Annotated in this window: 23 protein-coding genes and 1 tRNA gene; 14 read left to right on the top strand and 10 right to left on the bottom strand. The window is 60.9% G+C overall.

The window, feature by feature from the left end; all coding sequences use genetic code 11:
* The first annotated feature begins 82 nt into the window (after positions 1–82).
* The 5 genes from uvrA (at position 83) to AB4Z53_RS14540 (ending at position 9,794) form a co-directional block, all read left to right on the top strand.
* Complete coding sequence (gene uvrA / locus AB4Z53_RS14560; protein WP_441596422.1) at positions 83–3,004, top strand: excinuclease ABC subunit UvrA; 2,922 nt, start codon at positions 83–85, stop codon at positions 3,002–3,004.
* A gap of 45 nt (positions 3,005–3,049) precedes the next feature.
* Entirely contained in the window at positions 3,050–3,502 is a 453-nt protein-coding gene (locus tag AB4Z53_RS14555) for a GNAT family N-acetyltransferase (RefSeq protein WP_441596479.1), read from the top strand.
* A 42-nt stretch (positions 3,503–3,544) separates the two neighbouring features.
* Positions 3,545–4,348: a DUF72 domain-containing protein gene (locus AB4Z53_RS14550; RefSeq protein ID WP_441596421.1), complete on the top strand. Its 804-nt coding sequence runs from the start codon at positions 3,545–3,547 to the stop codon at positions 4,346–4,348.
* A gap of 777 nt (positions 4,349–5,125) precedes the next feature.
* A complete protein-coding gene (locus tag AB4Z53_RS14545) occupies positions 5,126–8,929 on the top strand; it encodes a vitamin B12-dependent ribonucleotide reductase (RefSeq protein WP_441596420.1) in 3,804 nt (1,267 codons plus the stop codon).
* 433 nt (positions 8,930–9,362) lie between these two features.
* On the top strand, positions 9,363–9,794 hold the full coding sequence (locus AB4Z53_RS14540) for a GNAT family N-acetyltransferase (protein WP_441596419.1): 432 nt from the start codon (positions 9,363–9,365) through the stop codon (positions 9,792–9,794).
* Positions 9,795–9,825: 31 nt separating this feature from the next.
* Here AB4Z53_RS14540 and AB4Z53_RS14535 read toward each other — a convergent pair whose 3' ends face one another.
* Positions 9,826–10,404, bottom strand: coding sequence for an RNA ligase family protein (locus AB4Z53_RS14535; RefSeq protein WP_441596418.1), 579 nt, complete (start codon positions 10,402–10,404; stop codon positions 9,826–9,828).
* Between the two features lie 288 nt (positions 10,405–10,692).
* Between AB4Z53_RS14535 and AB4Z53_RS14530 the strand changes: the two genes are divergently transcribed.
* The 4 genes from AB4Z53_RS14530 (at position 10,693) to AB4Z53_RS14515 (ending at position 11,752) form a co-directional block, all read left to right on the top strand.
* Positions 10,693–10,768: transfer RNA gene (locus tag AB4Z53_RS14530), tRNA-Ala, on the top strand.
* A 162-nt stretch (positions 10,769–10,930) separates the two neighbouring features.
* Positions 10,931–11,146, top strand: coding sequence for a helix-turn-helix domain-containing protein (locus tag AB4Z53_RS14525; protein ID WP_441596417.1), 216 nt, complete (start codon positions 10,931–10,933; stop codon positions 11,144–11,146).
* Positions 11,136–11,522: an HNH endonuclease gene (locus AB4Z53_RS14520; protein WP_441596416.1), complete on the top strand. Its 387-nt coding sequence runs from the start codon at positions 11,136–11,138 to the stop codon at positions 11,520–11,522. The genes AB4Z53_RS14525 and AB4Z53_RS14520 overlap by 11 nt, the downstream gene beginning before the upstream one ends.
* A complete protein-coding gene (locus tag AB4Z53_RS14515) occupies positions 11,519–11,752 on the top strand; it encodes a hypothetical protein (protein ID WP_441596415.1) in 234 nt (77 codons plus the stop codon). The genes AB4Z53_RS14520 and AB4Z53_RS14515 overlap by 4 nt, the downstream gene beginning before the upstream one ends.
* A gap of 301 nt (positions 11,753–12,053) precedes the next feature.
* On the opposite strand, the gene AB4Z53_RS14510 is transcribed toward AB4Z53_RS14515, so the two are convergent.
* The 4 genes from AB4Z53_RS14510 to AB4Z53_RS14495 all read right to left on the bottom strand — a co-directional run bounded on the left by AB4Z53_RS14510 (position 12,054) and on the right by AB4Z53_RS14495 (position 13,869).
* The gene (locus AB4Z53_RS14510) at positions 12,054–12,245 is read right to left on the bottom strand and encodes a hypothetical protein (RefSeq protein ID WP_441596414.1); all 192 of its coding nucleotides are present in this window, start codon (positions 12,243–12,245) and stop codon (positions 12,054–12,056) included.
* A complete protein-coding gene (locus AB4Z53_RS14505; RefSeq protein ID WP_441596413.1) occupies positions 12,242–12,802 on the bottom strand; it encodes a hypothetical protein in 561 nt (186 codons plus the stop codon). The genes AB4Z53_RS14510 and AB4Z53_RS14505 overlap by 4 nt, the downstream gene beginning before the upstream one ends.
* A 5-nt stretch (positions 12,803–12,807) precedes the next feature.
* Positions 12,808–13,188 (bottom strand): hypothetical protein, encoded by a 381-nt coding sequence (locus AB4Z53_RS14500; protein ID WP_441596412.1) that lies wholly within the window; start codon positions 13,186–13,188, stop codon positions 12,808–12,810.
* 150 nt (positions 13,189–13,338) lie between these two features.
* Positions 13,339–13,869, bottom strand: coding sequence for a hypothetical protein (locus tag AB4Z53_RS14495; RefSeq protein ID WP_441596411.1), 531 nt, complete (start codon positions 13,867–13,869; stop codon positions 13,339–13,341).
* 253 nt (positions 13,870–14,122) lie between these two features.
* Here AB4Z53_RS14495 and AB4Z53_RS14490 point away from each other — a divergent pair, with 253 nt between their 5' ends.
* Together AB4Z53_RS14490 and AB4Z53_RS14485 are read left to right on the top strand one after the other, a co-directional pair.
* Positions 14,123–14,296 (top strand): hypothetical protein, encoded by a 174-nt coding sequence (locus AB4Z53_RS14490; RefSeq protein WP_441596410.1) that lies wholly within the window; start codon positions 14,123–14,125, stop codon positions 14,294–14,296.
* Entirely contained in the window at positions 14,284–14,826 is a 543-nt protein-coding gene (locus AB4Z53_RS14485; protein WP_441596409.1) for a P27 family phage terminase small subunit, read from the top strand. Before AB4Z53_RS14490 ends, AB4Z53_RS14485 begins: the two co-directional genes overlap by 13 nt.
* A gap of 340 nt (positions 14,827–15,166) precedes the next feature.
* Here AB4Z53_RS14485 and AB4Z53_RS14480 read toward each other — a convergent pair whose 3' ends face one another.
* From AB4Z53_RS14480 to AB4Z53_RS14460, 5 genes are all read right to left on the bottom strand, one after another.
* Positions 15,167–17,338 carry a bifunctional DNA primase/polymerase gene (locus AB4Z53_RS14480; RefSeq protein ID WP_441596408.1) on the bottom strand — a complete coding sequence of 724 codons (2,172 nt, stop codon included), beginning with the start codon at positions 17,336–17,338 and terminating at the stop codon, positions 15,167–15,169.
* On the bottom strand, positions 17,335–18,687 hold the full coding sequence (locus tag AB4Z53_RS14475; protein ID WP_441596407.1) for a hypothetical protein: 1,353 nt from the start codon (positions 18,685–18,687) through the stop codon (positions 17,335–17,337). The genes AB4Z53_RS14480 and AB4Z53_RS14475 overlap by 4 nt, the downstream gene beginning before the upstream one ends.
* Positions 18,680–19,321, bottom strand: a complete 642-nt coding sequence (locus tag AB4Z53_RS14470) for a ParB/RepB/Spo0J family partition protein (RefSeq protein WP_441596406.1) — start codon at positions 19,319–19,321, stop codon at positions 18,680–18,682. The genes AB4Z53_RS14475 and AB4Z53_RS14470 overlap by 8 nt, the downstream gene beginning before the upstream one ends.
* A 70-nt stretch (positions 19,322–19,391) precedes the next feature.
* A complete protein-coding gene (locus tag AB4Z53_RS14465; protein WP_441596405.1) occupies positions 19,392–19,655 on the bottom strand; it encodes a hypothetical protein in 264 nt (87 codons plus the stop codon).
* 202 nt (positions 19,656–19,857) lie between these two features.
* Positions 19,858–21,051, bottom strand: coding sequence for a tyrosine-type recombinase/integrase (locus tag AB4Z53_RS14460; RefSeq protein WP_441596404.1), 1,194 nt, complete (start codon positions 21,049–21,051; stop codon positions 19,858–19,860).
* A 353-nt stretch (positions 21,052–21,404) separates the two neighbouring features.
* Between AB4Z53_RS14460 and AB4Z53_RS14455 the strand changes: the two genes are divergently transcribed.
* From AB4Z53_RS14455 to AB4Z53_RS14445, 3 genes are all read left to right on the top strand, one after another.
* The gene (locus AB4Z53_RS14455) at positions 21,405–22,070 is read left to right on the top strand and encodes a CBS domain-containing protein (RefSeq protein ID WP_113539989.1); all 666 of its coding nucleotides are present in this window, start codon (positions 21,405–21,407) and stop codon (positions 22,068–22,070) included.
* 210 nt (positions 22,071–22,280) lie between these two features.
* Positions 22,281–24,743 carry a phosphoketolase family protein gene (locus tag AB4Z53_RS14450; RefSeq protein ID WP_441596403.1) on the top strand — a complete coding sequence of 821 codons (2,463 nt, stop codon included), beginning with the start codon at positions 22,281–22,283 and terminating at the stop codon, positions 24,741–24,743.
* A gap of 125 nt (positions 24,744–24,868) precedes the next feature.
* A complete protein-coding gene (locus AB4Z53_RS14445) occupies positions 24,869–26,188 on the top strand; it encodes a glucoamylase family protein (RefSeq protein WP_113539991.1) in 1,320 nt (439 codons plus the stop codon).
* Positions 26,189–26,190 lie beyond the last annotated feature (2 nt).

Below are 26,190 nucleotides of genomic sequence, written 5' to 3'. Positions count from 1 at the left end.
TGTTTTGCCGATTGCGCCTCGACATGGGCGTTAGCGTCATTACATAGGGGGCTTTCAACCGACATGCAAAAGCTGGCTTCCGATGAGTGAACTCAAGACCATCTCCATTCGTGGTGCGCGCGAGCACAATCTGAAAGGCATCGACCTCGATCTGCCGCGCAACAAGCTGATCGTGATGACCGGCCTATCGGGCTCGGGCAAGTCCTCGCTCGCATTTGACACGATCTATGCCGAAGGGCAGCGCCGCTATGTCGAGAGCCTGTCGGCCTATGCGCGCCAGTTCCTCGAAATGATGCAGAAGCCGGACGTCGACCAGATCGACGGGCTGTCGCCGGCAATCTCGATCGAGCAGAAGACGACCTCGCGCAACCCGCGTTCGACGGTCGGTACGGTCACCGAAATCTACGACTATATGCGCCTGCTCTTTGCACGTGTCGGCGTGCCCTATTCGCCGGCGACGGGACTGCCGATCGAAAGTCAGACGGTCAGCCAGATGGTCGACCGGGTGCTCGAATTTGGCGAAGGCACGCGTCTCTATATTCTTGCGCCGCTCGTTCGCGGTCGCAAGGGCGAGTACAAGAAGGAACTCGCCGAGCTGATGAAGAAGGGTTTTCAGCGCGTCAAGGTCGACGGCACCTTCTACGAAATCGCCGAAGCTCCGCCGCTCGACAAGAAGTACAAGCATGACATCGATGTGGTTGTCGACCGCGTCGTCGTCAGGCCCGATCTTGCCTCGCGCCTGGCTGACAGCCTGGAGACCTGCCTGACTCTGGCCGATGGGCTTGCCGTTGCCGAGTTTGCCGACAAGCCGCTGCCACCCGAGGAGACCGCTGCAGGCGGTTCGGCCAACAAATCGCTGAACGAAACCCACGAGCGCGTGCTGTTCTCCGAAAAGTTCGCCTGCCCGGTTTCCGGCTTCACGATTTCCGAGATCGAGCCGCGGCTGTTTTCGTTCAACAACCCCTTCGGCGCCTGCCCGACCTGCGATGGTCTCGGCAGCCAGCAGAAGATCGACACGGCGCTGATCGTGCCGGAAGAACACCGGACGCTGCGCGACGGTGCGATTGCGCCCTGGGCAAAATCCTCCTCTCCCTATTACAACCAGACGCTGGAAGCGCTCGGCAAGGTCTTCGGCTTCAAGCTCGGCAGCCGCTGGAACGAGCTGTCGGCTGCGGCGCAGAAGGCGATCCTGCACGGAACGGAAGAAAAGATCGTCTTTCACTATGAAGACGGTGCCCGCTCCTACAACACGACCAAGAATTTCGAGGGCATCGTTCCCAATCTCGAGCGCCGTTGGAAGGAAACCGACAGCGCCTGGGCGCGCGAGGAGATCGAGCGCTACATGTCAGCGGCGCCCTGCCCGGCCTGCGCCGGTTTCCGCCTCAAGCCCGAGGCGCTGGCGGTCAAGATCGACAAGCTGCATATCGGCCAGGTGACCGAGATGTCGATCCGCATCGCGCGCGACTGGTTCGAGGCTCTGCCGGAGCATCTCAATACCAAGCAGAACGAGATTGCCGTCCGCATCCTCAAGGAGATCCGCGACCGTCTGCGCTTCCTCAACGATGTCGGCCTGGAATATCTCAGTCTGTCGCGCAATTCCGGAACGCTCTCGGGCGGTGAAAGCCAGCGTATCCGGCTTGCGTCGCAGATCGGTTCGGGCCTGACGGGCGTTCTCTACGTTCTGGACGAACCGTCGATCGGCCTGCACCAGCGCGACAATGCCCGCCTGCTCGACACGCTTCGCCACCTGCGCGACATCGGCAATACCGTGATCGTCGTGGAGCATGATGAGGACGCGATCCTGACGGCAGATTACGTCGTCGATATCGGCCCGGCCGCCGGTATCCATGGCGGCGAGGTCATCGCGCAAGGATCGCCCGCCGATATCATGGCCAATCCGAAATCGCTGACCGGCAAGTATCTGTCCGGCGAACTTGCGGTCGACGTTCCCTCCGAGCGTCGCAAGCCGAAGAAGAAAAAGGAAATCACCGTTGTCGGCGCCCGCGCCAACAACCTCAAGAACGTTACCGCCTCGATCCCGCTCGGTGTCTTCACCGCGGTCACCGGCGTGTCCGGCGGCGGCAAGTCGACCTTCCTGATCGAAACGCTCTACAAGGCCGCCGCCCGCCGCATCATGGGGGCGCGCGAAAACCCGGCCGAGCACGACCGTATCGACGGTTTCGAGCATATCGACAAGGTGATCGACATCGATCAGTCGCCGATCGGCCGCACGCCGCGCTCGAACCCGGCAACCTATACCGGTGCCTTCACGCCGATCCGCGACTGGTTTGCCGGTCTTCCGGAAGCAAAGGCGCGCGGCTATCAGCCGGGTCGCTTCTCCTTCAACGTCAAGGGCGGCCGCTGCGAGGCCTGCCAGGGCGACGGCGTCATCAAGATCGAGATGCACTTCCTGCCGGATGTCTACGTCACCTGCGACGTCTGCCACGGCAAGCGTTACAACCGCGAAACGCTCGACGTGCACTTCAAGGGCAAGTCGATCGCCGACGTGCTCGACATGACCGTCGAGGAAGGTGTGGAGTTCTTCGCAGCCGTCCCGGCCGTACGCGACAAGCTGGTGACGCTCAACCAGGTTGGCCTTGGCTACATCAAGGTCGGGCAGCAGGCAAACACGCTGTCAGGCGGTGAGGCGCAACGCGTCAAGCTGGCGAAGGAACTGTCGAAGCGTTCCACCGGCCGTACGCTCTATATTCTTGACGAGCCCACGACAGGCTTGCATTTCCATGACGTAGCCAAGCTTCTTGAAGTTCTGCATGAGCTCGTGAACCAGGGCAACTCGGTCGTCGTCATCGAGCACAACCTCGAAGTCATCAAGACCGCCGACTGGGTCATCGACTTCGGTCCGGAGGGCGGCGACGGGGGTGGCGAAGTGATCGCCAAGGGGACGCCTGAGGACGTCGTCAAGGAGAAGCGCTCCTATACTGGCCAGTTCCTCAAGGAGCTGCTTGAGCGGCGGCCGATGAAGAAGGTCGAGGCGGCGGAGTGAGGAGCGCGACGCCGATCGGCGACCGCAAGGAGTGATCCTGGCATGATGCGGCCTGCTCGTCTGGAGGATCTGGCCGCGGTACAAAGCGTGACGGCGGCAGCCTACGAGCCGTATAAGGCACTTCTTGGCGGGCCGCCGCTGCCGGTAACCGAGGACTACGCGCCCCGCATTCTGCGCGGCGAGGTTTGGCTTCGCGAACGAGAGGACATTGTTTCGGCGCTTGCGGTTGTCGAGCGGTACGCCGATCACTTGATGATCTTCAGCCTCGCCGTTCTCCCTGCCTGCCAGGGCCAGGGGCTCGGTATCGAGTTGTTGCGCTTCGTCGACCACATGGCGGCCGAGTGGGGCTTGCCGGAGGTGCGGCTCTACACCAATTCACGCATGGAGCGAAACATTGCGCTCTACAGCACCTATGGATTTCAAGAAACGGGTCGCCGACCCAATCCCTATCGTCCAGGGTGGACATTCGTGGACATGACGAAATCGATCAAAGATTGAAAAGCACGCGGTTACGCGATGACCGTTGTTGAGGAGGATGGCATGGCAAAATCCGGAAAGATCCGCGTTGGCATCGGCGGCTGGACCTTCGAGCCCTGGGAGGGCACCTTTTATCCGAGCACGCTGGCCAAGAAGCGGCAGCTCGAATACGCCGGCAAGCAGCTTCGCGCGATCGAGGTGAACGGCACCTATTACTCCTCGCAGAAGCCCGAGACCTTTGCCAAATGGGCTTCAGAGGTCCCGGAGGATTTCATCTTTTCGTTGAAGGCGAGCCGCTTCGTTACCAACCGCAAGGTTCTGTCGGAAGCCGGTGAATCCATGGAGCGATTCCTGACACAAGGGTTGACCGAGCTCGGGCCCCATCTTGGACCCATCCTCTGGCAGTTCGCGCCGACGAAGAAGTTCGAACCTGACGACTTCGAAGGTTTTCTGAAGCTTCTTCCGGAGAAGCAGGATGGGCTTCCGCTACGTCATGTGGTCGAGGTGCGAAATCCCACCTTCCAGACCCCGGAGTTCGTTTCGCTGCTGGAGAAGTACGGCGTTGCCGTGGTGCTCGCCGAACACGCTGATTATCCGATGATCGCCGATGTCACCGCCGATTTCGTCTATCTCCGCCTGCAGAAGGGCAGCGACGATATCGAGACCTGTTACGCGCCCGACAAGCTCGACCTCTGGGCCGAGCGCGCGAAGACCTTTGCAGAGGGCGACGAGCCGAGCGGGCTTGAAAAGAGCGCCCCGGACCGCAAGGCGAAGAAAGAGGCGCGCGATGTGTTTGCCTACTTCATTACCGAGGGCAAGGTGAATGCGCCGAACGGTGCGCGCGAACTGCAGAAGCGCGTCGATTGAATTCCAGTGCGGGATCAGCGCGCTGATCCCGCCTGCCCTTCACGAACCGACCAGCGTTCGTGCCTGCGCCGGCATCACTGGCCGCGCGTGAGGCTGGAAGAGGCACTAGGAGTAGTGCCTGTGTTTCGTTGTGGCGACAAAAGGCCCGCGGTTACAGGACGCGAGATCCGAATCACTCCGGCCACCCCATATCGCTTGATCGGACGCAACCGAGGGTGCCGTTAAGGATGGTTTTTATACGGCTTTTTACCCGTCAATTTTTTGATCTGGCGCGGATTGTTGCGGCAGTCTCACAGGCAAGCTGCGGAAGTGCCTGATTTTCATGGGGTTGCTCGATGTCCCCGTTTTCCACAGTCGGTCCACACAACATCTAGCGCTCAAACTTCCGTCACAAACCACCCCTTGACGCCCCCGGACGATTCACGGTTAATGGATTTTACGTTGCGACGGCGGCGGACCGGATTGTTTAGCGCCCGGTTCATCTCACCAAATCGGCGGTTCTGACAGGCGGCGGTCATGGATTTCACCATGCGGTCGCCGTGAGGATTTTTGTGCGATCTTTGAGGCCCGTTTGAGCAACAATTGGCTGGCATAAATCAGCTGTTAACACTATATTTAGTGCTTGCAGTCAGCCTATCTCACAAGATACAGGGTCACCCAACTGTGGGTTTCTCTCCAAAGGACGGAAGCTGAGACTGGCTGCGGGATGCCCCTCGCGGCCGGGCGGGGACAATTGCGCCTGTGGCGGGCGCTAGGCAACACGAAGGACCAGGGACAATGAAGATCGAACGTCGTTTCACCAAGGCCGGGCAATCTGCCTATGCGGAGATCGAATTCCGCAAGGCTACGAGTGAGATCAAGAACCCCGATGGTTCGATCGTTTTCCGTCTTGCCGATATCGACGTTCCGGCGCAGTTCAGCCAGGTCGCTGCCGACATTCTCGCCCAGAAGTATTTCCGCAAGGCTGGCGTTCCGGCCAAGATGAAGCGCGTCGAGGAGAACGATGTCCCCTCCTTCCTCTGGCGCTCCGTTCCGGATGCTGAAGCGCTGAAGGCGCTGCCCAAGGAAGAACACTACGGTTCCGAAACCGATGCTCGCCAGGTTTTCGATCGCCTGGCCGGTACCTGGGCCTATTGGGGCTGGAAGGGCGGCTATTTCGATACCGAAGAAGACGCCTCCGCCTTCCGCGACGAACTCGCCTACATGCTCGCCACCCAGCGCGTTGCGCCGAACTCGCCGCAATGGTTCAACACCGGCCTTCACTGGGCCTATGGCATCGATGGCCCTGGCCAGGGCCACTACTATGTCGATCCCTTCACCGGCAAGCTGACGAAGTCGAAGTCGGCCTACGAGCACCCGCAGCCGCACGCCTGCTTCATCCAGTCCGTCGCTGACGATCTCGTCAACGAAGGCGGCATCATGGACCTTTGGGTGCGTGAAGCACGTCTGTTCAAGTACGGTTCGGGCACCGGCTCCAACTTCTCGCACCTGCGCAGTGAAGGCGAAAAGCTCTCGGGCGGCGGCAAGTCCTCCGGCCTGATGTCGTTCCTGAAGATCGGCGACCGCGCCGCCGGCGCCATCAAGTCGGGTGGCACCACCCGCCGCGCCGCCAAGATGGTGGTCGTCGATATCGATCACCCCGATATCGAGGAATACATCAACTGGAAGGTCAAGGAAGAGCAGAAGGTTGCTGCCCTCGTCACCGGTTCGAAGGTCGTCGCCAAACATCTGAAGGCGATCATGAAGGCCTGCGTCAACTGCGACGGCACCGACGACGCCTGCTATGACCCGAAACAGAACCCGGCGCTGAAGCGCGAGATCCGTGCTGCCAAGCAGGCCCTGGTTCCGGAAAACTACGTCCAGCGCGTCATCCAGTTCGCCAAGCAGGGCTACAAGGACCTCGAGTTCAAGACCTACGACACCGACTGGGATTCGGAAGCCTACCTCACGGTCTCGGGCCAGAACTCCAACAACTCGGTCTCGATCAAGGACGACTTCCTGCGCGCTGTCGAAGCCGATGGCGACTGGAACCTGACGGCCCGCAAGGACGGTCGCGTCATGAAGACGCTGAAGGCGCGCGATCTCTGGGAGTCGATCTCCTACGCAGCCTGGGCATCGGCCGATCCAGGCCTGCACTTCAACACGACGATGAACGACTGGCACACCAGCCCCGCCGCCGGCCCGATCCGCGCGTCGAACCCGTGCTCGGAATACATGTTCCTCGATGACACCGCCTGCAACCTCGCCTCGCTGAACCTGATGATGTTCAAGGATGCGGCGACCAAGCGGATCAACATCGCCGACTACGAGCACGCCGTCCGGCTCTGGACCATCGTTCTCGAAGTTTCGGTCATGATGGCACAGTTCCCGTCCCGCGAGATTGCCGAACTCTCCTACGAGTACCGCACGCTCGGCCTCGGTTACGCCAACATCGGCGGCCTGCTGATGTCCTCGGGTATTCCCTATGACAGCGCCGAGGGCCGCGCCATTGCCGGTGCGCTGACCGCGATCATGACGGGCATCTCCTACGCCACCTCCGCCGAAATGGCCGAGAAGCTCGGTCCGTTCCCGGGCTTTGCGCCGAACCGCGACAATATGCTGCGCGTCATCCGCAATCACCGCCGTGCCGCCTATGGCGAGACAACTGGCTATGAGGCGCTGTCGGTCAACCCGGTCGCCCTCATCCACTCGGACAACCCGGACCAGGACCTCGTCATCCACGCCATGAGCGCCTGGGACAAGGCCTTGGAACTCGGCGAGAAGCACGGCTACCGCAACGCCCAGGCAACCGTTATCGCGCCGACCGGCACGATCGGCCTCGTCATGGACTGCGACACGACCGGCATCGAGCCGGACTTCGCGCTGGTGAAGTTCAAGAAGCTCGCCGGTGGCGGCTACTTCAAGATCATCAACCGCGCCGTTCCGGAAGCGCTGCGTTCGCTCGGCTACAGCGAAAGCCAGATCGCCGAGATCGAGGCCTACGCGGTCGGCCACGGCAACCTGAACCAGGCGCCGGCGATCAACCCGTCAACGCTGAAGGCCAAGGGCTTCACCGACGAGAAGGTGGAAGCGGTCAACGCCGCGCTGAAGTCTGCCTTCGATATCAAGTTCGTCTTCAACCAGTGGACGCTCGGCGCCGACTTCCTCAAGGGTACGCTGAAGGTCTCCGACGAACAGCTCGCCGCGATGGATTTCAACCTGCTCGACCATTTGGGCTTCTCCAAGAAGGACATCGAAGCGGCCAACATCCATGTCTGCGGTGCCATGACGCTGGAAGGCGCGCCGTTCCTGAAGAACGAGCACCTGCCCGTCTTCGATTGCGCCAACCCCTGCGGCAAGATCGGTAAGCGCTACCTGTCGGTCGAAAGCCACATCCGCATGATGGCGGCAGCCCAGCCGTTCATCTCCGGTGCGATCTCCAAGACGATCAACATGCCGAACGAGGCGACCGTCGAGGACTGCAAGAATGCCTATATGCTCTCGTGGAAGCTGGCGCTGAAGGCAAACGCCCTCTATCGCGACGGCTCCAAGCTGTCGCAGCCGCTCAACGCCTCGCTGATCGAGGACGACAAGGACGAGGATGCGCTGGAGGATCTGATCCAGGCGCCCGCCGCCGCCCAGGCCGTCACCATTACCGAGAAGATCGTCGAACGCGTCATCGAGAAGGTGATCCGCGCCCGCGAAAAGCTGCCGAACCGCCGCCAGGGCTACACCCAGAAGGCCGTCGTCGGCGGTCACAAGGTCTACCTGCGCACCGGTGAATTCGGTGATGGCCGTCTCGGCGAGATCTTCATCGACATGCACAAGGAAGGGGCTGCCTTCCGTGCGATGATGAACAACTTCGCCATCGCCATCTCGCTCGGCCTGCAGTACGGCGTGCCGCTCGAAGAATATGTGGAGGCCTTCACCTTCACCAAGTTCGAGCCGGCCGGCATGGTTCAGGGCAACGATGCGATCAAGAACGCGACATCGATCCTCGACTACGTCTTCCGCGAACTGGCCGTCTCTTATCTCGGTCGCCACGATCTGGCCCATGTCGACACGTCCGACTTCAGCAACACAGCGCTCGGCAAGGGTATCCAGGAAGGCAAGACCAACCTGATCTCCACCGGCTGGACGCGCGGCTACAAGCCGACGATCGTTGGTGGCACGGCCGAACGCGCCGGTGAGCCGAAGGGCTCGTCGACGACCGCCCCTGCCCGAGCCTCTTCGACCGCCACTGTAACCTCGATCGCCGGCAACACGGTCCGAAAGATCGAGCAGACGACGGCGATCTCGACTTCCGAAATCGTTGCCTTCAAGCGCGACTACGAAGAGCGCGCGGCGGAACTGGCCGAGGAGATCGCCGAAGAAACGGTCGAGACCGCAACGGAAGTGACCGCCCTCTTCTCCGACAAGGCAGCTGCGGAAGCGGCATCGGCCAAGACGGACGCCAAGAAGGTGGAAGCCGAGCGTCGCGCCCGCTCGATCATGCAGGGCTATACCGGCAACATGTGCACCGAGTGCCAGAACTTCACGATGGTGCGCAACGGCACCTGCGAGAAGTGCGACACCTGCGGCGCGACGAGCGGCTGCAGCTAAGCAGATCGCAAGCGCGGCGGCGGTGGCCGCGCGGCGGCAAGCGTCGCCGTCACGGCTGATGTGACATGATGATATCGTGAAAGGGCCGCTGGTATTCGACCAGCGGCCCTTTCTGCTTGATCACGGGCGGACCTTCGTCCCTCGGAAGGCAAACACGCCAATGCAACCTTGCGTAGGCTGATGCGGTCTCTAAATAATGTGTCGCGCCATCCGCATCCGCCGCGCGGCAAATAGGGGGAGTGTCAATGGGACTGTTCTATGGGCTGCTTGGTCATGGTTCGACGGTGGATCTTGCCGATGAAGACGGAAGCGGACGTCCAGGGTATTCAGACAGCGCTTGCGACGGTGGTGCTTCGATAGCGCCGGGGATGGCCGATCTAAGCGAAGGTGGCCGCGTTGGCCGATGATTTTCAGCTACAATCCGAGTTTTGCGATGCCCACCCCGATCATTGACATCATTCTCGAAGACCCGAGCAGAGAGGACCTGCGCGGCATCGTTGCGCCGCTGGACGCCTATAACGATGCGCATAGTGGCATGGCCGATCTGCCCGGCTTTGCCATCGTGCTTCGCGACCGCGAGACAGGGGCGGCAACCGGCGGGCTCTATGCGACGGATGGCTACGGCTGGGCATTCATCCGCTATCTGGCCGTGCCCGATGAGTATCGCGGCCAGGGCCTTGGTCGGCGACTGATCGAGGAAGCGGAGAATATCGCGCGCGAGCGCGGCTACATCGGCCTCTGGCTCGACACCTTTGAGTTTCAGGCCCGACCCTTCTATGAGAAGCTCGGCTTCCAGGTGTTCGGTGAGCTTGAGGGCGGCGAAGACGCGATTGCGCGCTATTTCCTGAAAAAGCGTTTTTTGTAGCGAATGCCAGACGGCGGCGAGAACCTTTAGCCTATGGCGTCGCGTCGCTCCCCTCTCGCAGTTCGTTTGGTATGACGCGGCCGACCATCCAGTGTCGTTCGCTGGCGACGTGGTTGCCTCGCACCCACTTGGCTATGCCATCAAGGAAGCGGCCGGCGCTGCCCGTTCCCGCAGGGTAAGGCATCTGCTCGGCGAGGCGGATGACAAAACCTTCCTGGCGCGACATATCCAAGCCCGCCACGACATTCTGGACGAGGTCACTGCCGAACGGTCCATCATAGAGGACCGGGACCGGTTCGACTTCCAGCATCGCCAGGATTTCGAGCGTGGTATCCCAATCCAGAAGCGTGTTGCGATCGTCCCAGACGCCAAAGCCGTAAAAGTACGACTGTAGAGCATTGCCGGATGCGCGCGTGTAGGCAATCGAGTGCCGGGCGTAGAGATACTCGCCCGAAACCCGCCAATCGTCCGGGATATCAGCCGCACGGCGCGCATGATAGGCGCGCAGCCAGTCGCGTGAGGAATGATAGCCGCTGTCCGGCGATCGGGCATAGGAACTGGTCGCGGTGAGCGTCGTGCATTCGCCGTCCATTTTTTCGGTGACGATCACCCGCCTACCCTGGAAAAGGTGCAAGGTCCGGCATCCGCTTGTCGTCGCTTTGGAGCCCGGGACTGGTCGGCAAGTGATAGGTACGCGGATATTTCAGATCGTCCATCAAAGTCCCTGCATGAAAGTGTTGCCTTTCGATACGAGAAAAGCGCGCTACCTGTCAAAGTTGAGCTAGCCCCATCGCAACCTAGGTGGACGGCCTGCCGCCACTCGCAGATTCCGGACGGACCTAGGTTCGTTACGTTGCTCTTGCAAAGACCATGGATTTGTTCATGATCCCACTGGAACGGGGCCGTAGCTCAGTTGGGAGAGCGCCGCAATCGCACTGCGGAGGTCGAGGGTTCGACTCCCTTAGGCTCCACCAAATCACAGAAATTACGCAATAAAATCAACGCACTAGAAACTAAATAGAATTCTGCCGCATGCATTGCCATATTGGCGCGTTCGGTTCGGTTCTCTATACTGTTGCCGCCTTATGGGCCGGGGCGCCTTCTCGTGCGCCCTTTGCGTTTCAGGAACTCGCATCATGCGCAAACAGCCCGCCCCCGCCCAAGCCTTCCAATCGATGCTCGAATGCTTGCGCGTCGACCACGGCCTTTCCTATCGCCAGATTGCCGCCGAGGCGGGGATTTCCCATGCCTCGGTATGGCGCATTGCCCAAGGCGAGACGAGCCGACCAAGCTATCAAGTAGGCTTTGGCATCGAGCGAGCTTATCGAGCGAGGCGCACCGATGCCGGTTGACCGCCGTCTTTACGACAAGCGTTGGACCAAGCTTTCCCGGTCCTTCCTTCGCGCCAATCGCCATTGCGTCCGATGCGGCGAACCATCGGCCCACGCCGACCATATCGTGCCGGTGAAGGTGGCCCCGCATCGGCGCTATGACCGCTCCAACCTGCAAGCGCTCTGCCAGCCATGCCACTCCCGCATCACGACCGCCTATGAAAAGGGCTCGCTTGCCGGCGCATGCGACGAGGACGGCGTGAGCCTCGACCCGTGGCACCCGTGGGCGCAAGAGGACAACGCCGCCGCCATCAAGGTCGCGAACCTGCCCAAGGACAAGCGCACGGTTTCGCCAGCCTACGCCGCCGCCCTCAAGGCCAAGGTGAGCCGGCAATGAACCCGGTAGCGCTCACAAGGCGGCTGGTAGCGGCCGGCATCACCAAACAGGAAATTCACCGCCTTGCCGGAATTTCCCGCCGAGCGCTCGACCAGACAATCAACGGGGCGACCGACAAGCTCACGGGCGACGAATTGGAGCGGCTGCAAAGCCTGTTCCGGGGATTGTTGCCGCCCCCGGTCGTCGCCCAGGTGCATCACCCGCGAACGCCGCCGAGGTTCGGGCGATGAAAAGTCCCCTCGACCTTTGGCGTTCCCGACCAAAACCCAAGAAACCGCCACGGGAACCGGAAACCATCGGGGCCACGTCGCCCAAGGGGCCAAAGCCGCTCGGGGCGGCCGATGCCAAGCGATTGCCGAAGGACCGACCGCGTCCAAGGCGATGAAGCGGGCCGGGACGTACCGGACTGATTGGCAATGCCCTCCGTCCCGGCCTCATTCGCATGGTCCCGGCCACCGCTTGGGCCGGCTCATGCGATATTTCGTGATGGGGGCGGCCAACTCGCCGAAGACCGCCCCCGCCAATCCGCACTTAGGGCGAGCTTGCCGGCGGAAGGGGTTCTATCAGTCGGGCGACAAAGAGGCCGATGGCATCCATGAGGGCGTCGTGACTGTCGACCTTCTCCATCCTCATTTCGCCATCCACCTCAAAGACCCTTGTGCCCGTGCAATCCCGGTTAAGAATGAGGGCCGTATAGTGGACCTTGGGTTCCTTGCTGGTCATGGCCTTGCCCTCGCTTCAATCTGTCGGGCCACCTCTTTCGCAACGAGCTTGTCGAAGCGGTCGCGGTGATAGGTGAGCCCTTCGATGATTTCCTTGCGTAAGGCGCTTTCCAGTGCTTCGAACCGCTGGTCGAAATCCTCGGTTAGCTTACGCACTTCCTCGCCGAACCGTTGGGCGGCGTGTTTGCCCTCGGTTTCGATTTCCCGGTCGATGCGCTCTTTTTCGAGGACAAGCGTATTTCGGATGCTTTCCTTTAGCGCTTCACCGTCGCGCTTGGCCTTTTGGGTGACCCGAAGAATGATGGCCTCAACGTCACGGTTGTAGCGCTTGCGCTTCTTCTCTTCCTCGAAAAGCTTACGCCGTTCCTCAAGCGTCATTTCCGCTTCCGGCTCCGGTAGCGGTCGCGCTTCGAACGGCTCGGCGGACGGCCGCTCATGCCAGACGAGACCTTGAGCGGCGAATTCGCGCGCGATGATTTCGTCATCCGATAGGCCGTAATCGTCAACGGCGGGTTTTTCGGGGTCGGGCTCGGGGCCAAGATAGCCGGTGAGTTTCATGGCGGTCACCACGTGATGCCGGTAACGATGGCTGACGGCGGCGGGGTCCACGAGATGGGCAGGACACAACGCAAACTTGCGGAATTCGTCTGCCACAACGAACGCGTCGGCGCTCCAATGGTCGGCGGGGTGCCGGGTGTCGAGATGGGTACCGGGTCGGTATCCTCGACAAGAGTCGCCTCACGCCCAAGTTTAAACGATGGCGTGCCAGCACCAAAAACGAGTGCGGCGGCATCGAGCGCGACCATATCGTCATCGGCAATCGCCGATGAGCCAAAGACGGCATAGGCACCGAACCCGAGCAAGGAACCGGCCGCCGACGCGCCCGCCAACCTGGCGGGGTTCATGATGAAAACCGGGTCGACGGCCGGCGAAATCGCGGCCATGAGGCCCCGGACGTCCTCGCTGAAGCTTTGACCCGGTGGGACCACGGTGGCCCCAAGCAAGGCGCCGGCCGGCGAAAATGCCGATTGGGCGTCATCGCTGAAAAATACGGTTTCCACAGCTTGAGCGACGGCATCGCCGAGGATTTGCCGCTACACCTCGTCAATCGTTGGTTGCGAGTGGTCAGCTATGTCTTCACTGAAGGTTGCAAGGCACTTCACCGTATAGGGTATGAGCCCATTGGCCCTCAAGGTTCCCTTGACGACCGAAATCGGGGCGCCCTCTTGGGTGAATCGCGCCGAGGCCGCCGCCGTTAGCGAGATGGCCCGCGTGTTGACGTCGAGCGGCATGCCACGCGCTCGCCGCATGATGCCGGGAACCGCCCGGATGCCGCTTTGCATCGACAAGAGAAACGCGGTTGTCGGCCCGCTCACAAGCTCGGCTGCCCATCCGGTAACGCTGGTCATCGCCGGATTGGTGACTGCGCGCTTTGCCCATTCGGCCGCCCGCTCGGGCCGCCCGAGGCCCTGCATGAGGGCGCTTGCGGCCAAGGCAATGAACTGGTCACCGAGAGGGGCGCCGGGTTCCTCGTCACCCGCTCGGGCCCGCCGCTGCAAGCCGATGGCCAGCGACCGCAAGTCTTGTACTTCACGGGCAACGGCTTCAAGGGAAAGGTGCGACATGGAAAACCCCGGCTCGATGGATTCCGGCGCGGGGCGAACATTGTTCGATTGGGCGCCGGAATGCCCTGTTACACGACTGACGTTAGTGTAACAGGTGAAGCCCGGTCACCAAAGCACGGAATTCGTTGCCAATTTGGCAACGTTATATTTGGCCGCAGACGCGCTATAGTGTCGAGACGATGGGACACGCGGAAAAAGCGCCGGTCGCGCTGTAGACCCGGCCCACGGCCGGCACCGTCGAAAGGATGAGGATATGGGCGAAGTCATCCATTTTCCAAAGCCGATGCCCGAATGGCGGCAATTGTTGTTCGAGGCTATCGAGGTTCCGCGCGAATATTGGGGGCTCCCGATTGGCGAGGATATCGCCTTTCAGCTTTTGGCAAGAGCACGTGATAGCTTGGAAAGGAAACAGCAATGGTTGGAGTAAAGGGCCGCTCGGGCGGCAGGAACCGCAAACCGGATGCTCTCAAGGCGCTGGAAGGCAATCGCGGCCATCGCACCAAAACCGAGCTTGAAGCCAAGCCGCCATCCATACAACGCGACCTAGATGAATATCATTTCATAAGCTCGCGCCCGCCATGGCCGGAAGACGACCAACGCCGGCTCCTATGGCAGAAACTCAAACTGGCCGTGCCGCTCTCGCATTGGAACGGCGCGGGTGAGGCTATGTTGGAAATGGCCGCCCAAGCGTGGTTCGACCATAGACGAATGGTGACCGAGGCCGAACGCCAAGGGGCCATCATCCACGACAAGGACGGCACCCCCCGTCGAAATCCTGCCCTCATCGTCGCCCGCCAAGCACTCGCCGACTTTGTGCGGCTCTCGTCGGCCCTCGGTATCGGCCACAACGCACGCGCCGGGTTGGTTGCGAGCGGTGTCCAACCCATCGATTGGATTGCCGAATTGGAGCGGGCGGAAATGATGCAGACGCAAGGCGGTGGCACCGGGTTGAACTGACGCGACTTCCGACTTTTTGAAATTCATTTGCTGCGAAATCTCATGTTCGTCTCCACGGCGCGGCCTCCAAAGGGCCGGCATTTCAAACGCGACCGCCCCCCCCGATGCTCGCCCCGAGGGGGCGAGTCTTCCGGCCAAGCTGGCACGATTTCGGTGCAGTGGTCGCAGTGGTCGCAGTGGTTCCACAATCGCTAAACTTTTCCTTTTGCCCCTTCCATCCTTCCTCCACCCTTCCCCTTCAGCCCTCAAATCTAGAATCAAGAAACGGGGGTGGTACTCACGCGCGCGAGAAGTTGGGCAGTTTCAAAACCAGTGCGACCACTGCAACCACTGCAAAAGCTCATTGGAACGCCTTTGCTGCCGCGTTACGGTCTGGCTTTGGAATTTTCTTCCATCCGTAAAGGGCCACGCGTTTGTTGTTGACGGTCCAAAGCTTGTTATCGGCGCTGCTCGGCACCATGACGAACCCGGCGCGCTCAAGCTGTTTAGGGATTTGCCGGCGGTATTTCTTATCCGTGAGCCATAGGTCGAGCGGGCTTCCTTGGGGTGCCTTGGCGCGCAACATGTCGAGTGTGAGAATAGTCGGATACTCGCCGGCATCGGCGGCTATCTGGTCGATGGCCTCACGCAACATCGCGACTTCCGGGGCCTGTTCGCTGTTGATGATTTCCCAAAAGGCCGGAGTCTTTGGCGGCGGCGCGGCCGGGTCAAAACCGGATAGGTCAATCTGCCCGAGGTAGGCGGCCACGTGGGCTATGCCGTCCTCTTTCGTGAACCATCGATAGATATTGCGGAAATAGTCCGAGGCGATTTGGGAAACTTCCAGTTCTGACTTGGCGACATAGTGCCGCCGGTCGTCCTCGGGCAGATACAGGCCGTCCGTGTGATAGTTCGAACCGATGACGACGCCGCAAACGTTCGGTACGGAATATTCTTGCCGGTTCTTCTCATCCACGAGCAACGAGTCGGGCGGTGCGGCAATGATGGGTTTCGAACGTTCATAGAAGCTATAGCGGTCCACCTCGCCGAGGTCGCGCCCCTCGTTAATTTGCAACAGGACCGACTTTTGCCAGCTATTGAAACGGCCAAGTAGCGTTTGCGGCGAAATCGCCTGATGGTTCCACCGGCCTATCGCCTGAATGACCGGATACAAGATTGTGTCCTTGCCTACGCCCTGTTCGCCAATGAGAACCAACGCGTGATTGCACTTCTCGAAGGGGCGTTGCAGCCGATGGGCAAGCCACGTGACGATGTGGTCCACGTCGTCGGGGTATATGCCGTTGATATGGTCGAGCCATCGAGATGCCTTGGCCGGGTTGCCGTGGCTAAGGTTCGGGCCGGGACGATAGAGATTGTAAATCCGGGCCGTAGGCTCATCGATGAGCGCGCCGCCGGCCATGAGCTTGCCCACGATGAGTTCGGGATAGCCGGGAAACCAAGTCATCTGTTCGACGCAACGGCGAGCGGCGATGATGGATGAGGCCGGCAACCATTTTTCCTCGCCCTTGTCGTCATAGCCATTGAAGCGAGGGGCGACCCGCAAGTTGACACTGGCACCGGGCCAGCAATCGCCGGTCTTGCGGAAAATGTATTCCTTGGACGGCAGGTGATAAAAGAAGTCCTCAAGCTCAAGATTCTGCCGGCTTTCGCCTTGTTCGTCGTCATAGGCCCTTCGCGCCTCGGCCGCGTCCCAAGCGCTCGCCAAGGTCTTTTCGACTTCCTCGGCCTCAAGTCCGATTTCTGCCGCCGCCTCGCTTAAGTGGTCCCTCGCCTTGGCCTCATCGAGATATCCGCCTTTGACGAGGGCGAAGACCGCAAAGGCCGCCTTGTTGAGGGCGTCGTTACGGCCACCCGCTTTTGCGGCGCGCAAGTTGGCAAGCTCTTTTGCAAGTCCCTTCATCCCGCCTTCGCGCTCGCCAGCGCTCGCCGTCGCGGTCGACTTGGTCGCTGCCGGCAATCGTGCCTTGGGTTTCCCCAAGCGCTCGACAAGCTCGGGCGGCAAATCGGCGATGGGCCTTTCCTTGAGGGTAAAACGCGGCTCATAGATGCCGGCGGCGGTTCGGCTCAAAGGCCCGATGATGAAACCGCCCGAGCCGCGCACGTCCACATTCTCGGCGAGCTTCCCGGCGCTGTTCTTGATTTCCAATCCGGGCGGTGCCCGGAAATAGAGATGCCTGCCACCCCTCGGCGTTGCCACCTGGTATGTTGCCGGTTCGGCTATCCCGAGTTCGGCAAGCAACGCATTCCAAGCGGCCTCGCCGTCCTTGCCGTCTGCCATGTCGATATCGACAACGACGAGGCCCGAGCGGGCGCACTCGATACCATAGGCCAAATGCCCATCCCGAGCCGGGGCGAACCAATCGTGAAGCTGTTGCGGGTCGCGGCTGGCTTTCTTTCGCCAATCCTTGAGCAAGGGGGTCTTGTCGCCCCTCACCGGAAAGACGACGGCCCCGAGGTTGCACCAAGTTTTGATAATTTCTATGAGCGGGGAAATTGCTGTGCCATGCATCATTCGTCGCGCCCCTGCCATCGGCGATAGTGGTCCAGTTGTTCGAAATATGAGCGCTCGCTATCAAACAGCGGTGCCTCGACCGGCTCGGCCTCTCGCGGCTCGGGGGACTCCACTTCAATCCCGGTGGCCAGTTCTTCGAGCTTTTCGCCGATGTACTGCCAGAGCGGCGCGGCGTCCGCTTCGAGCCGCTCCATACCTTCCCGCGCCGCGTCGATGGCGGCGTTAAGTTCGTCCTGAATCTCGGCGTAGCGCTCGGCGATCGCGTCGATTTCGTCCTGATAGGGTTCAAGCACGTCGTCGGTTATCGCTCGTAACCGCCTGTCTATCTCCCACCCGGCGACCCTGCACCGGCTCGCCAGCGCCGGCTCGATGTAGTGACAAACTTCTTCCTCAACGAGCCGCGCCAGTGCGCCGGGGTGCAGCGCTTCGAGCGCGTCAAGCTCGGTCGCACCCTCGCCGAATCGTTCTTCGAAGCGGGCGGCGCGGCGCTCGCCTTCCTTGATGGGCGTTCGGGGCAGTCGGAATTGCTCGCATTGCTCGGGCGTCAAGGCGATAGGCTGCAAGCTGATATCGAGATTGAGGCCGGTGTCCTGCACCATGAATTCAATCTTGCGGGCACAGGCCACCGGCATTGAGCGGCCGGCCGGGTCGAAATCCGAAATGTAGAGTATCCGCATCGGCCGGCCCGCGTCGATACAGCGCTCTATCGCTTGCCGCACCTGCATTTCGGAAGTCTCACCCATGCCGGGCACATAGTTGACGCCGAGGCGCTGACAGAGCGGCACAAGAATGTCGTCTTGCGTGGACTTCTCACACCAGATTTCAACCAGATAGGGCTGGCCGTTCGGGACGCCGTAGACGTATAGCGCTGGCGTATCCGGGGCGTCGTCGGTTCCGACGTCGGGAAGGTCGTAAGCGAATGACGGCATCCGGTTGGCGACCCCGATGCTCGGCGATACCGAACCGGCGACGGGGCTGTTTATGGCGAAGACCTGCGGGTCGGGGTTGCGCCGGTCTATCAGGTGCGAGGCAGGAATAAGGCCGAGGTAGCGGGCGGCGAGTGAGGCCCGCGTGAGCATCTTCCAGTCATCGAGCGTATTGAGATATGCCGTGCCATCCGGTTTCAGGACCGGCGCCGTGGTGGAAATCAGTATGTAATGCAGCCGGCGAAGATGAACGCCGCTTCCCCATCCGAATTGTTGCCAGAGGCCGGCGAACCATTCCGCCCCGCTTTTTCGATAAGGCAAGCCGGCATAGAAAGGGTCGTTTCCCTCGGCAAGCGCAATGAGGTCCGTGGCGCGGCATTTGAGCGCCTTGGCTGTTGCCTTAATCGAGTCATAGTCAATCATCGACCACCTCCACCAAGCCCCGGCGGCGGCACTCGGCTATCAACGCCTCATCGGAAAGGGTGGCGAGCAACCGGCCAACCATCGAGCCGCCGACCGGCGTACCGTTGGCGTGGCTGAGTGGGGAATTCCCCACCTTGCGGGCCTTGGGGATTTCCCCAGTGAGTTCCCGACGTATCGAGGCGACCGTTTTGTGGTCGACGCGGGCAACCTCACCAATCTTGCGGTCCGACCAGCCGGCCCATTCCGGGTCCGTCAACAGTGTGGTGACGGCGCGGCGCTTGTCGGCGTTGGTGCGTCTGAGGCCGTGGTCGGCGTTGGCCCCGGCCGCGTGCAGGATTGCATCGCGCAAGGTGCCTTGCCGCACCTCGGCGGGGATAGCGCCGAGCCCCGCTTTCCTTGCGGCGGCGATGCGGTGGAAACCGTCTGCGGCGAAAAAGCCGTCGCCGTTGCTAAAGAGGATGACGGCCGGGAAGATGGCTCCGCCTTGCATCGCCTCGGCGTATTCGGTGACCGTTTCGGGATTCGTGCCGCCGACGCGGATTTGCGCGGCGTCGTCGGTGATGATGGCGTCAAGTTCTATCTGCATGGCGATTCCCTTGATGGAAAACGCCCGCTTGGCATTCGAGGGGTGCACGCCTATATTTAGCTCGCTGCAAAGAGCCTTTCGCGCCGCTCCCCTCGAATCTCCCGAGGCGGGCGGCGTTTCATTCGGCGGCAATAATGGGTTGGATTTTGCGCGGCCGGCCGGGGCCGCGCTTTCCCGTTACCGGCGGGAGCGGTGCGGGCACATTGTCGGGGCAACTGTCGATATAGGCAAAGAGCGCCGAGACCTTCACATAGACCCGGCCGTGCACGTTCTTGCCAGCGGGAAAATTGGGTTCATTGCGGTGCTTGTAATACCACTTGCGACCCCGGCCGATATGGGCAAGGGCTCTTTCGAGCGGTTCGTAATCGGGGCGAATATTCATGGTCCACCTGTCCCTTATTGGATTTTGGTGAACACCAATAATGTCTAAGTTTATCCGCCTGTCAGCAAGATTGTTTCGGCGAAAACCTGCGGAAACAGCATTTCGTTTCCATTTTTGCAACGTTTTCGGCAAAGCAAAGGCCGGAAAAACCGGCCCTCACCTTCATGAAAATAGCTGCTTTCTGGCCAGAAAATTCTAAAATCTAAATTTTTAAAGCCACGACATTGGACGCCTTGGGCGCAAGATACTTGGCCCACGCCTCAAGCACGTCCCGACGTTGCCGCAACAGCGCTTCTCTCTTGTAAGCCCTCTCGACCGCGTTGCCGACTTCGTGGCTCAAGCATTCCTCGACAACCTCGCGGGGCTGGTCGTTCGCCCCGGCCCAATCGCGGAATGACGAGCGGAAACCGTGCACGGTGCAATCGACTTTCAGCCGCTTAAGCACGGCATTCATGGTCATGTCGGAAATCGGCTTATCGCCCTCGCCCTGCCCCGGAAACAGCAACCCGGTCTTATTGTCCCCTATCAATGTGGCAATCAGGTCAATCGCCGATTCGGTGAGGGTGACAATGTGAACCTTGTTCCCCTTCATGCGCGTATCGGGGATTGTCCAAAGCTTCTGTTTCAGGTCGAATTCCTCGATGCGAGCGGCCCGGACTTCCGTTGTGCGGCATGCCGTGAGAATCGCCAGTTCAAGCGCCCGAGCGCCGAGACCAACGGATGCGCGAAGGCGCGGCATGAATGCCGGCATATCGCGCCACGGCAAGGCGGCGAGGTGTGCAACCTTCTTGCGCGGGGTGCCGAGCCGGTTTTTCAAAATGGACTTATCCGCCGGGTTTTCCTTGCAATAGCGATAAGCCATCGCCCATTTGAACACTTTGGATAGCTGCTCGATGTTTTTTTCGGCGGTCTCGGTGGTGGTTTCCCAAACTGGTTTGATGACGCGGGTCACGTCGTCAATCGTCACCTTGGAAATCGGCTTGTCGCGAAGCGCCTTCCATTTGACGGTAAGCCCGTGGACCCACTGGCTTTTGTGCTTGTCGTTTTTCAGTGTCGGCTCATGAACCTTCCAAAACTCATCGCAGCACCAACCGAGGGTGACGGTCATTTTCTTGCGGTCGCGCTTCTCCTGAAACACGTCTTCGCCTTTCATTATCCTGTCCCGCAACCCGGCCGCGATTTCGAGTGYCGCCTGCTCGGATACCATCGCCGCCGAGCCTATCCAGTATTCGCCCGTTGGCCCGTGCTTGCCCTGTTTCACCAACACGAAAGAACCGGGGCCGGCACGGTCTTGCCGATGCCACGTGAGAGGCGCAATCTTGCGGTTCTTGGGGGCCGAGGGTTCGACTCCCCGAGCATGGGTTTGGTTCTGGTTTTTGGGGGTTTTGCCGCTCATCTCGTGCCCTATTCATTGCCATATTCACAACTAGGGACAATTAGGCATAATTGGGCACTATTAGCAACAGCTACTCAAAAATAATGGACTGAAAAGACACACAAAAAGATATTAAGAAACAAGGCTTTAGCGTTCTTCGGCTCCACCAGGAACATCCTGCGCACATCGAGATAGCGAAACCCGGTCGAGCGATGCACGAGTATGCACGCTCGCCTAGAAGCTGCAGCGGGGGCGGCTAACGACAGCGCCCAACTCGAGTATCGCCCCCAGGAACAGGTTGTCGAACCGCCACGATAGGTTTACCTTACGCTCGCTGGTGACGGTACCAAGGTCCTTTTCTGGGTTGGATCGACATGCGCGTTAAAGATGTGATGACGACGTCCGTCGTCAAACTTTCCCCTGACAACAGCGTCAGACAGGCAGCCCGGATCATGCTCGACAATCATGTCAGCGGCATCCCCGTCGTTGACGATGAAGGCCGTCTGGTGGGGTTGATCAGTGAAGGCGATCTGATCCGTCGGACGGAGCTTGGCGGCGGCGTGCCGGTGGTAGACGCAACGCTGGGCGCCGATGATCGGGCCAGCGCCTATGTAAGGCGGTCCTCCTGGCGCGTCGGCGACGCGATGACAGCCGATCCGGTCACGATCGACGAAGGTGCGTCCGTTGCGCGCGTGGCGGCGCTGATGCAGGAGCGCGGCATCAAGCGCATTCCTGTCCTCAGAAACGGCGTTCTCGTCGGCATCGTCAGCCGCGCCGATCTGTTGCAGGCGGTTTTGGCAGCAAAGCAGGATGAGACGGCTGCGGGGGATGACGCCATCCGGCGCAGCATTCTCGTGCGCCTCGGCGAGAACACTGGCCTCGAAGGGCTGGATGTGAAGGTCGCGGTCACCGACGGCATCGTCCATCTGTGGGGCAACGTGGAGACTGCCGACTGCCGGAAGGCCGCGCGGATCCTCGCCGAAAGCGTGCGTGGCGTCCGGGGCGTGGTCGAGCACTTCTCCGAGCCCTATCCGCAATAGCGCCCGCCGCGAGATCGCCGCGGCACGGACGTGTTCGCGGCGCCGAAATAGCAAGACGATCCCTGCCGCTGTCGTCCGAAGACAGGCGTTCCACCATTCCGCCCTTCACCGGGAAACAGCACAACCGTAGCGAACTTACAAGACTGCAGTGGCTTGCACGACTGCAAGCCGRAGAAATCCAGGCAATGTCCTAATGATCGGGAGGTTCAGATGGTTTCGCCTGAAACGGCATCGATGAAAGAGACGGCATCCGGGAGCTCGCATTCGACAACGCCATTATCGGCAGATGAACTCCGCCTGATGGACGCCTATTGGCGCGCTTCGAACTACCTGTCTGTCGGCCAGATCTATCTGCTCGACAATCCGCTACTGCGCGAGCCGCTGAAACGCGAACACATCAAGCCGCGCCTGCTCGGCCACTGGGGCACCTCGCCCGGCCTCAACATGCTCTATGTGCATCTCAACCGCGTGATCAAGCGCGACGATCTCAACATGATCTACATCATCGGTCCGGGGCACGGCGGGCCGTCGCTGGTGGCGCACGCCTATCTGGAAGGGACCTACACCGAGTTCTATCCGAACATCAGCGAAGACGCCGAGGGCATGCAGCGGCTGTTCAAGCAGTTCAGCTTTCCCGGCGGCATTCCGAGCCATGTGGCGCCGGAAACGCCCGGCAGCATCCACGAGGGTGGCGAGCTCGGCTATGCGCTGAGCCACGCCTATGGCGCGGCCTTCGACAATCCGGACCTCGTCGTCGCCTGCGTGGTCGGCGATGGCGAGGCCGAGACCGGGCCGCTTGCGACCGGCTGGCAGAGCAACAAGTTCCTGAACCCTGCCCGTGACGGCTGCGTCCTGCCGATCCTGCATCTGAACGGCTACAAGATCGCGAACCCCTGCTTCCTTGCCCGCATTCCGAAGGACGAGCTGCAGAAGTTCTTCGAGGGCATGGGTTACAAGCCCTATTTCGTCGAAGGGCATGATCCGGCAAGCGTGCATCAGCAGCTCGCCGCTGTGCTCGATACCGCGATGGCCGAGATTCGCCGGATCTGGGACGATGCCCGCGTGAGGGGCAATCTGAAGCGGCCGGCCTGGCCGATGATCGTTTTCCGTACGCCGAAGGGCTGGACCTGCCCCCCGGAGATCGACGGCAAGAAATGCGAGGACTACTGGCGGGCGCACCAGGTGCCGATGGGCGAGATGGACAAGCCCGAGCACATCCGCATCCTCGAGCATTGGATGAAGAGCTATCGACCCGAGGAGCTTTTCAGCGATCAGGGCCGGCTGCAGCCGGAGATCGCAGCACTCGCGCCAAAGGGCCATCGCCGCATGAGCGACAACCCGCACGCCAATGGCGGGCTGTTGTTGCATGACCTGAAGATGCCGGCTTTCCGGGATTATGCCGTCGACGTACCGCGTCCAGGCGCGACTACGGTGGAAGCGGCCCGCGTCATGGGCAAGTTCCTGCGCGACGTGATGAAGAACAACATGGATGCCAAGAACTTCCGTCTGTTCAGCCCGGACGAAAACAACTCCAACCGCTGGCAGGATGTGCTGGAGGTCACCAACCGCTGCTACATGGCCGAGATCTATCCGGAGGACGACCACCTCTCACCGGATGGACGCATCATGGAGGTGCTCAGTGAACACCAGTGCCAGGGCTGGCTCGAAGGTTATCTCCTGACCGGCCGCCACGGCTTCTTCTCGTGCTACGAGGCGTTCATCCACATCATCGATTCCATGTTCAACCAGCATGCCAAGTGGCTGAAGGTCTGCAACGAGATCCCCTGGCGCCGGCCCATCGGGTCGCTGAACTATTTCCTGAGTTCCCATGTCTGGCGCCAGGACCACAACGGCTTCAGCCACCAGGATCCGGGCTTCATCGATCACGTCGTCAACAAGAAGGCGGAAGTCGTGCGTGTCTATCTGCCGCCGGATGCCAACACGCTGCTGTCCGTTACCGATCACTGCCTTCGCAGCCGCAACTACGTCAATGTCGTCGTCGCCGGCAAGCAGCCAGGCCCGCAATGGCTGACGATGGAACAGGCCGTGCGCCATTGCAGCATGGGCGTCAGCATCTGGGAATGGGCGAGCAACGATGCCAATAGTGAGCCGGACGTCGTGATGGCATGCTGCGGCGATGTTCCGACATTGGAAACGCTGGCTGCGGTCCAATTGCTGCGCGAGCATCTTCCGGAAGTGAAGGTCCGGGTCGTCAACGTCGTCAACCTGATGAAGTTGCAGCCGGCCGAAGAGCATCCCCATGGTCTCTCCGATCGGGATTTCGATGGCATCTTCACCCGCGACAAACCGATCATCTTCGCCTTCCACGGCTATCCGTGGCTGATCCACCGCCTCACCTACCGCCGGACCAACCACGACAATCTGCATGTCCGCGGCTACAAGGAGGAAGGCACGACGACGACGCCGTTCGACATGGTGGTGCTGAACGAGCTTGATCGCTTCCACCTCGCCGGCGATGTCATCGACCGCCTGCCGCAACTCGGTGCGCGCGCTGCCTATTTCAAGCAGGCAATCCAGGCCAAGCTGATCGAGCATCGGGAGTATATCGAGAAGCATGGCGACGACATGCCCTCGATCAGCGGCTGGAAATGGGGCGTCAAGGATGCGCAACAGGCAAAACCGTCGACGTCAACGGAAGGCGACAATGTCTAGGGCCTGCGTGCTGCCGCATTGACGACCTTGCTCCGATCGCTTGATCGCTCGCGGGTCGCTCCGGAGGGAGCGTCTCGCCTACGTTGGATGAATGAACCACGCGTCGCAATCGCAGCTGGCTGGCTATGTCGGAATTGTTGTCGACAGATCCCGAACTGAACCGGATGCCGACCGAGCAGGATCTTGCGCGGCTGCAGTTCACCACCCTGCTCTACTATCTGCATTGCACCAACCCCGACAACGGGCTCGTGCGCGACAAGACGCAGGAAGATGCGCCCGCAAGCATCGCGGCGATCGGCATGGCGCTCGCGACGATCCCCGTACTTGTCGAGCGCGGCATCGTCATTCGCAAGTTTGCCGCGAAGATCGCGCGTCGGCGGTTGCAGTTTCTCCTGCAATGCCCGCAAGGTCCTGAGCCGGACGCCACCGGCTACAAGGGCTTCTTCTATCATTTCCTCGATATCGAAACCGGCAGACGCGTTTGGGAGTGCGAACTATCGACGATCGACTCCGCCTTCCTTTTTGCCGGTGCTCTGACGGTGGCTGCCTATTTCGACGGCGACGATGCCGAGGAAGTCGAAATCCGCAGGGTGGCAAACGCACTCTATGAACGGGCCGACTGGAACTGGGCCTGCGACCACGGGCTAACGCTCACCCACGGCTGGCGGCCGGAAAACGGCTTCATTCCCTATCGCTGGCGTGGATACGACGAGGGCCTGCTGCTCTATATCCTCGGCCTCGGCTCGCCCACCCATCCGCTACCGCCGGAAGCCTATACGGCCTATACGGCGAGCTACGACTGGCGGAACCTTTACGGTCGCGAATTGCTCTATTCGGGACCGCTATTTACGCACCAGCTCTCGCACATGTGGATCGATTTCCGCGGCATCCGCGACGAATTCATGCGCGAACACAACAGCGACTACTTCCAAAACAGCCGGCACGCGACGTTCGTCCAGCAGGAATATGCCATCCGCAACCCGTTGAATTTCGTTGGCTATGGCGAGCATTGCTGGGGCTTCACGGCGAGCGACGGACCGGGCTGGACCAAGGGCATGGTGAACGGCACCGAACGAGAGTTCTTCGACTACCTCGCCCGCGGCGCCCCCTTCGGCCCGGACGATGGTACCGTGTCGCCTTGGGCCGTCGTCGCCTCGCTGCCGTTTGCCCCGGAGATCGTCATCCCGACAGTCTGGAACTGCGCCCGCATGAGCCTCGGCATGACGAAGCTTTACGGCTTCAAGCCCTCCTTCAACCGAAGCTTTCCCGTCGAGGGAAGCGATTCCGGCTGGTGGGTCAGCCCCTACCACTTCGGCATCGACCAGGGCCCGGTGGTCCTGATGATCGAGAATTACCGAACCGGCTTGCTATGGAACATCATGCGCCGATGTGCGCCGATCGTGGTGGGGTTGAGGCGAGCAGGTTTCTCCGGCGGCTGGCTCTGAGG

The sequence above is a fragment of the Ensifer sp. 2TAB8 genome (assembly GCF_052115125.1).
Lineage (GTDB): Bacteria > Pseudomonadota > Alphaproteobacteria > Rhizobiales > Rhizobiaceae > Ensifer.
Note: the sequence above shows the minus strand (reverse complement) of the source record. Positions and strands in the feature narration are given on the sequence as shown.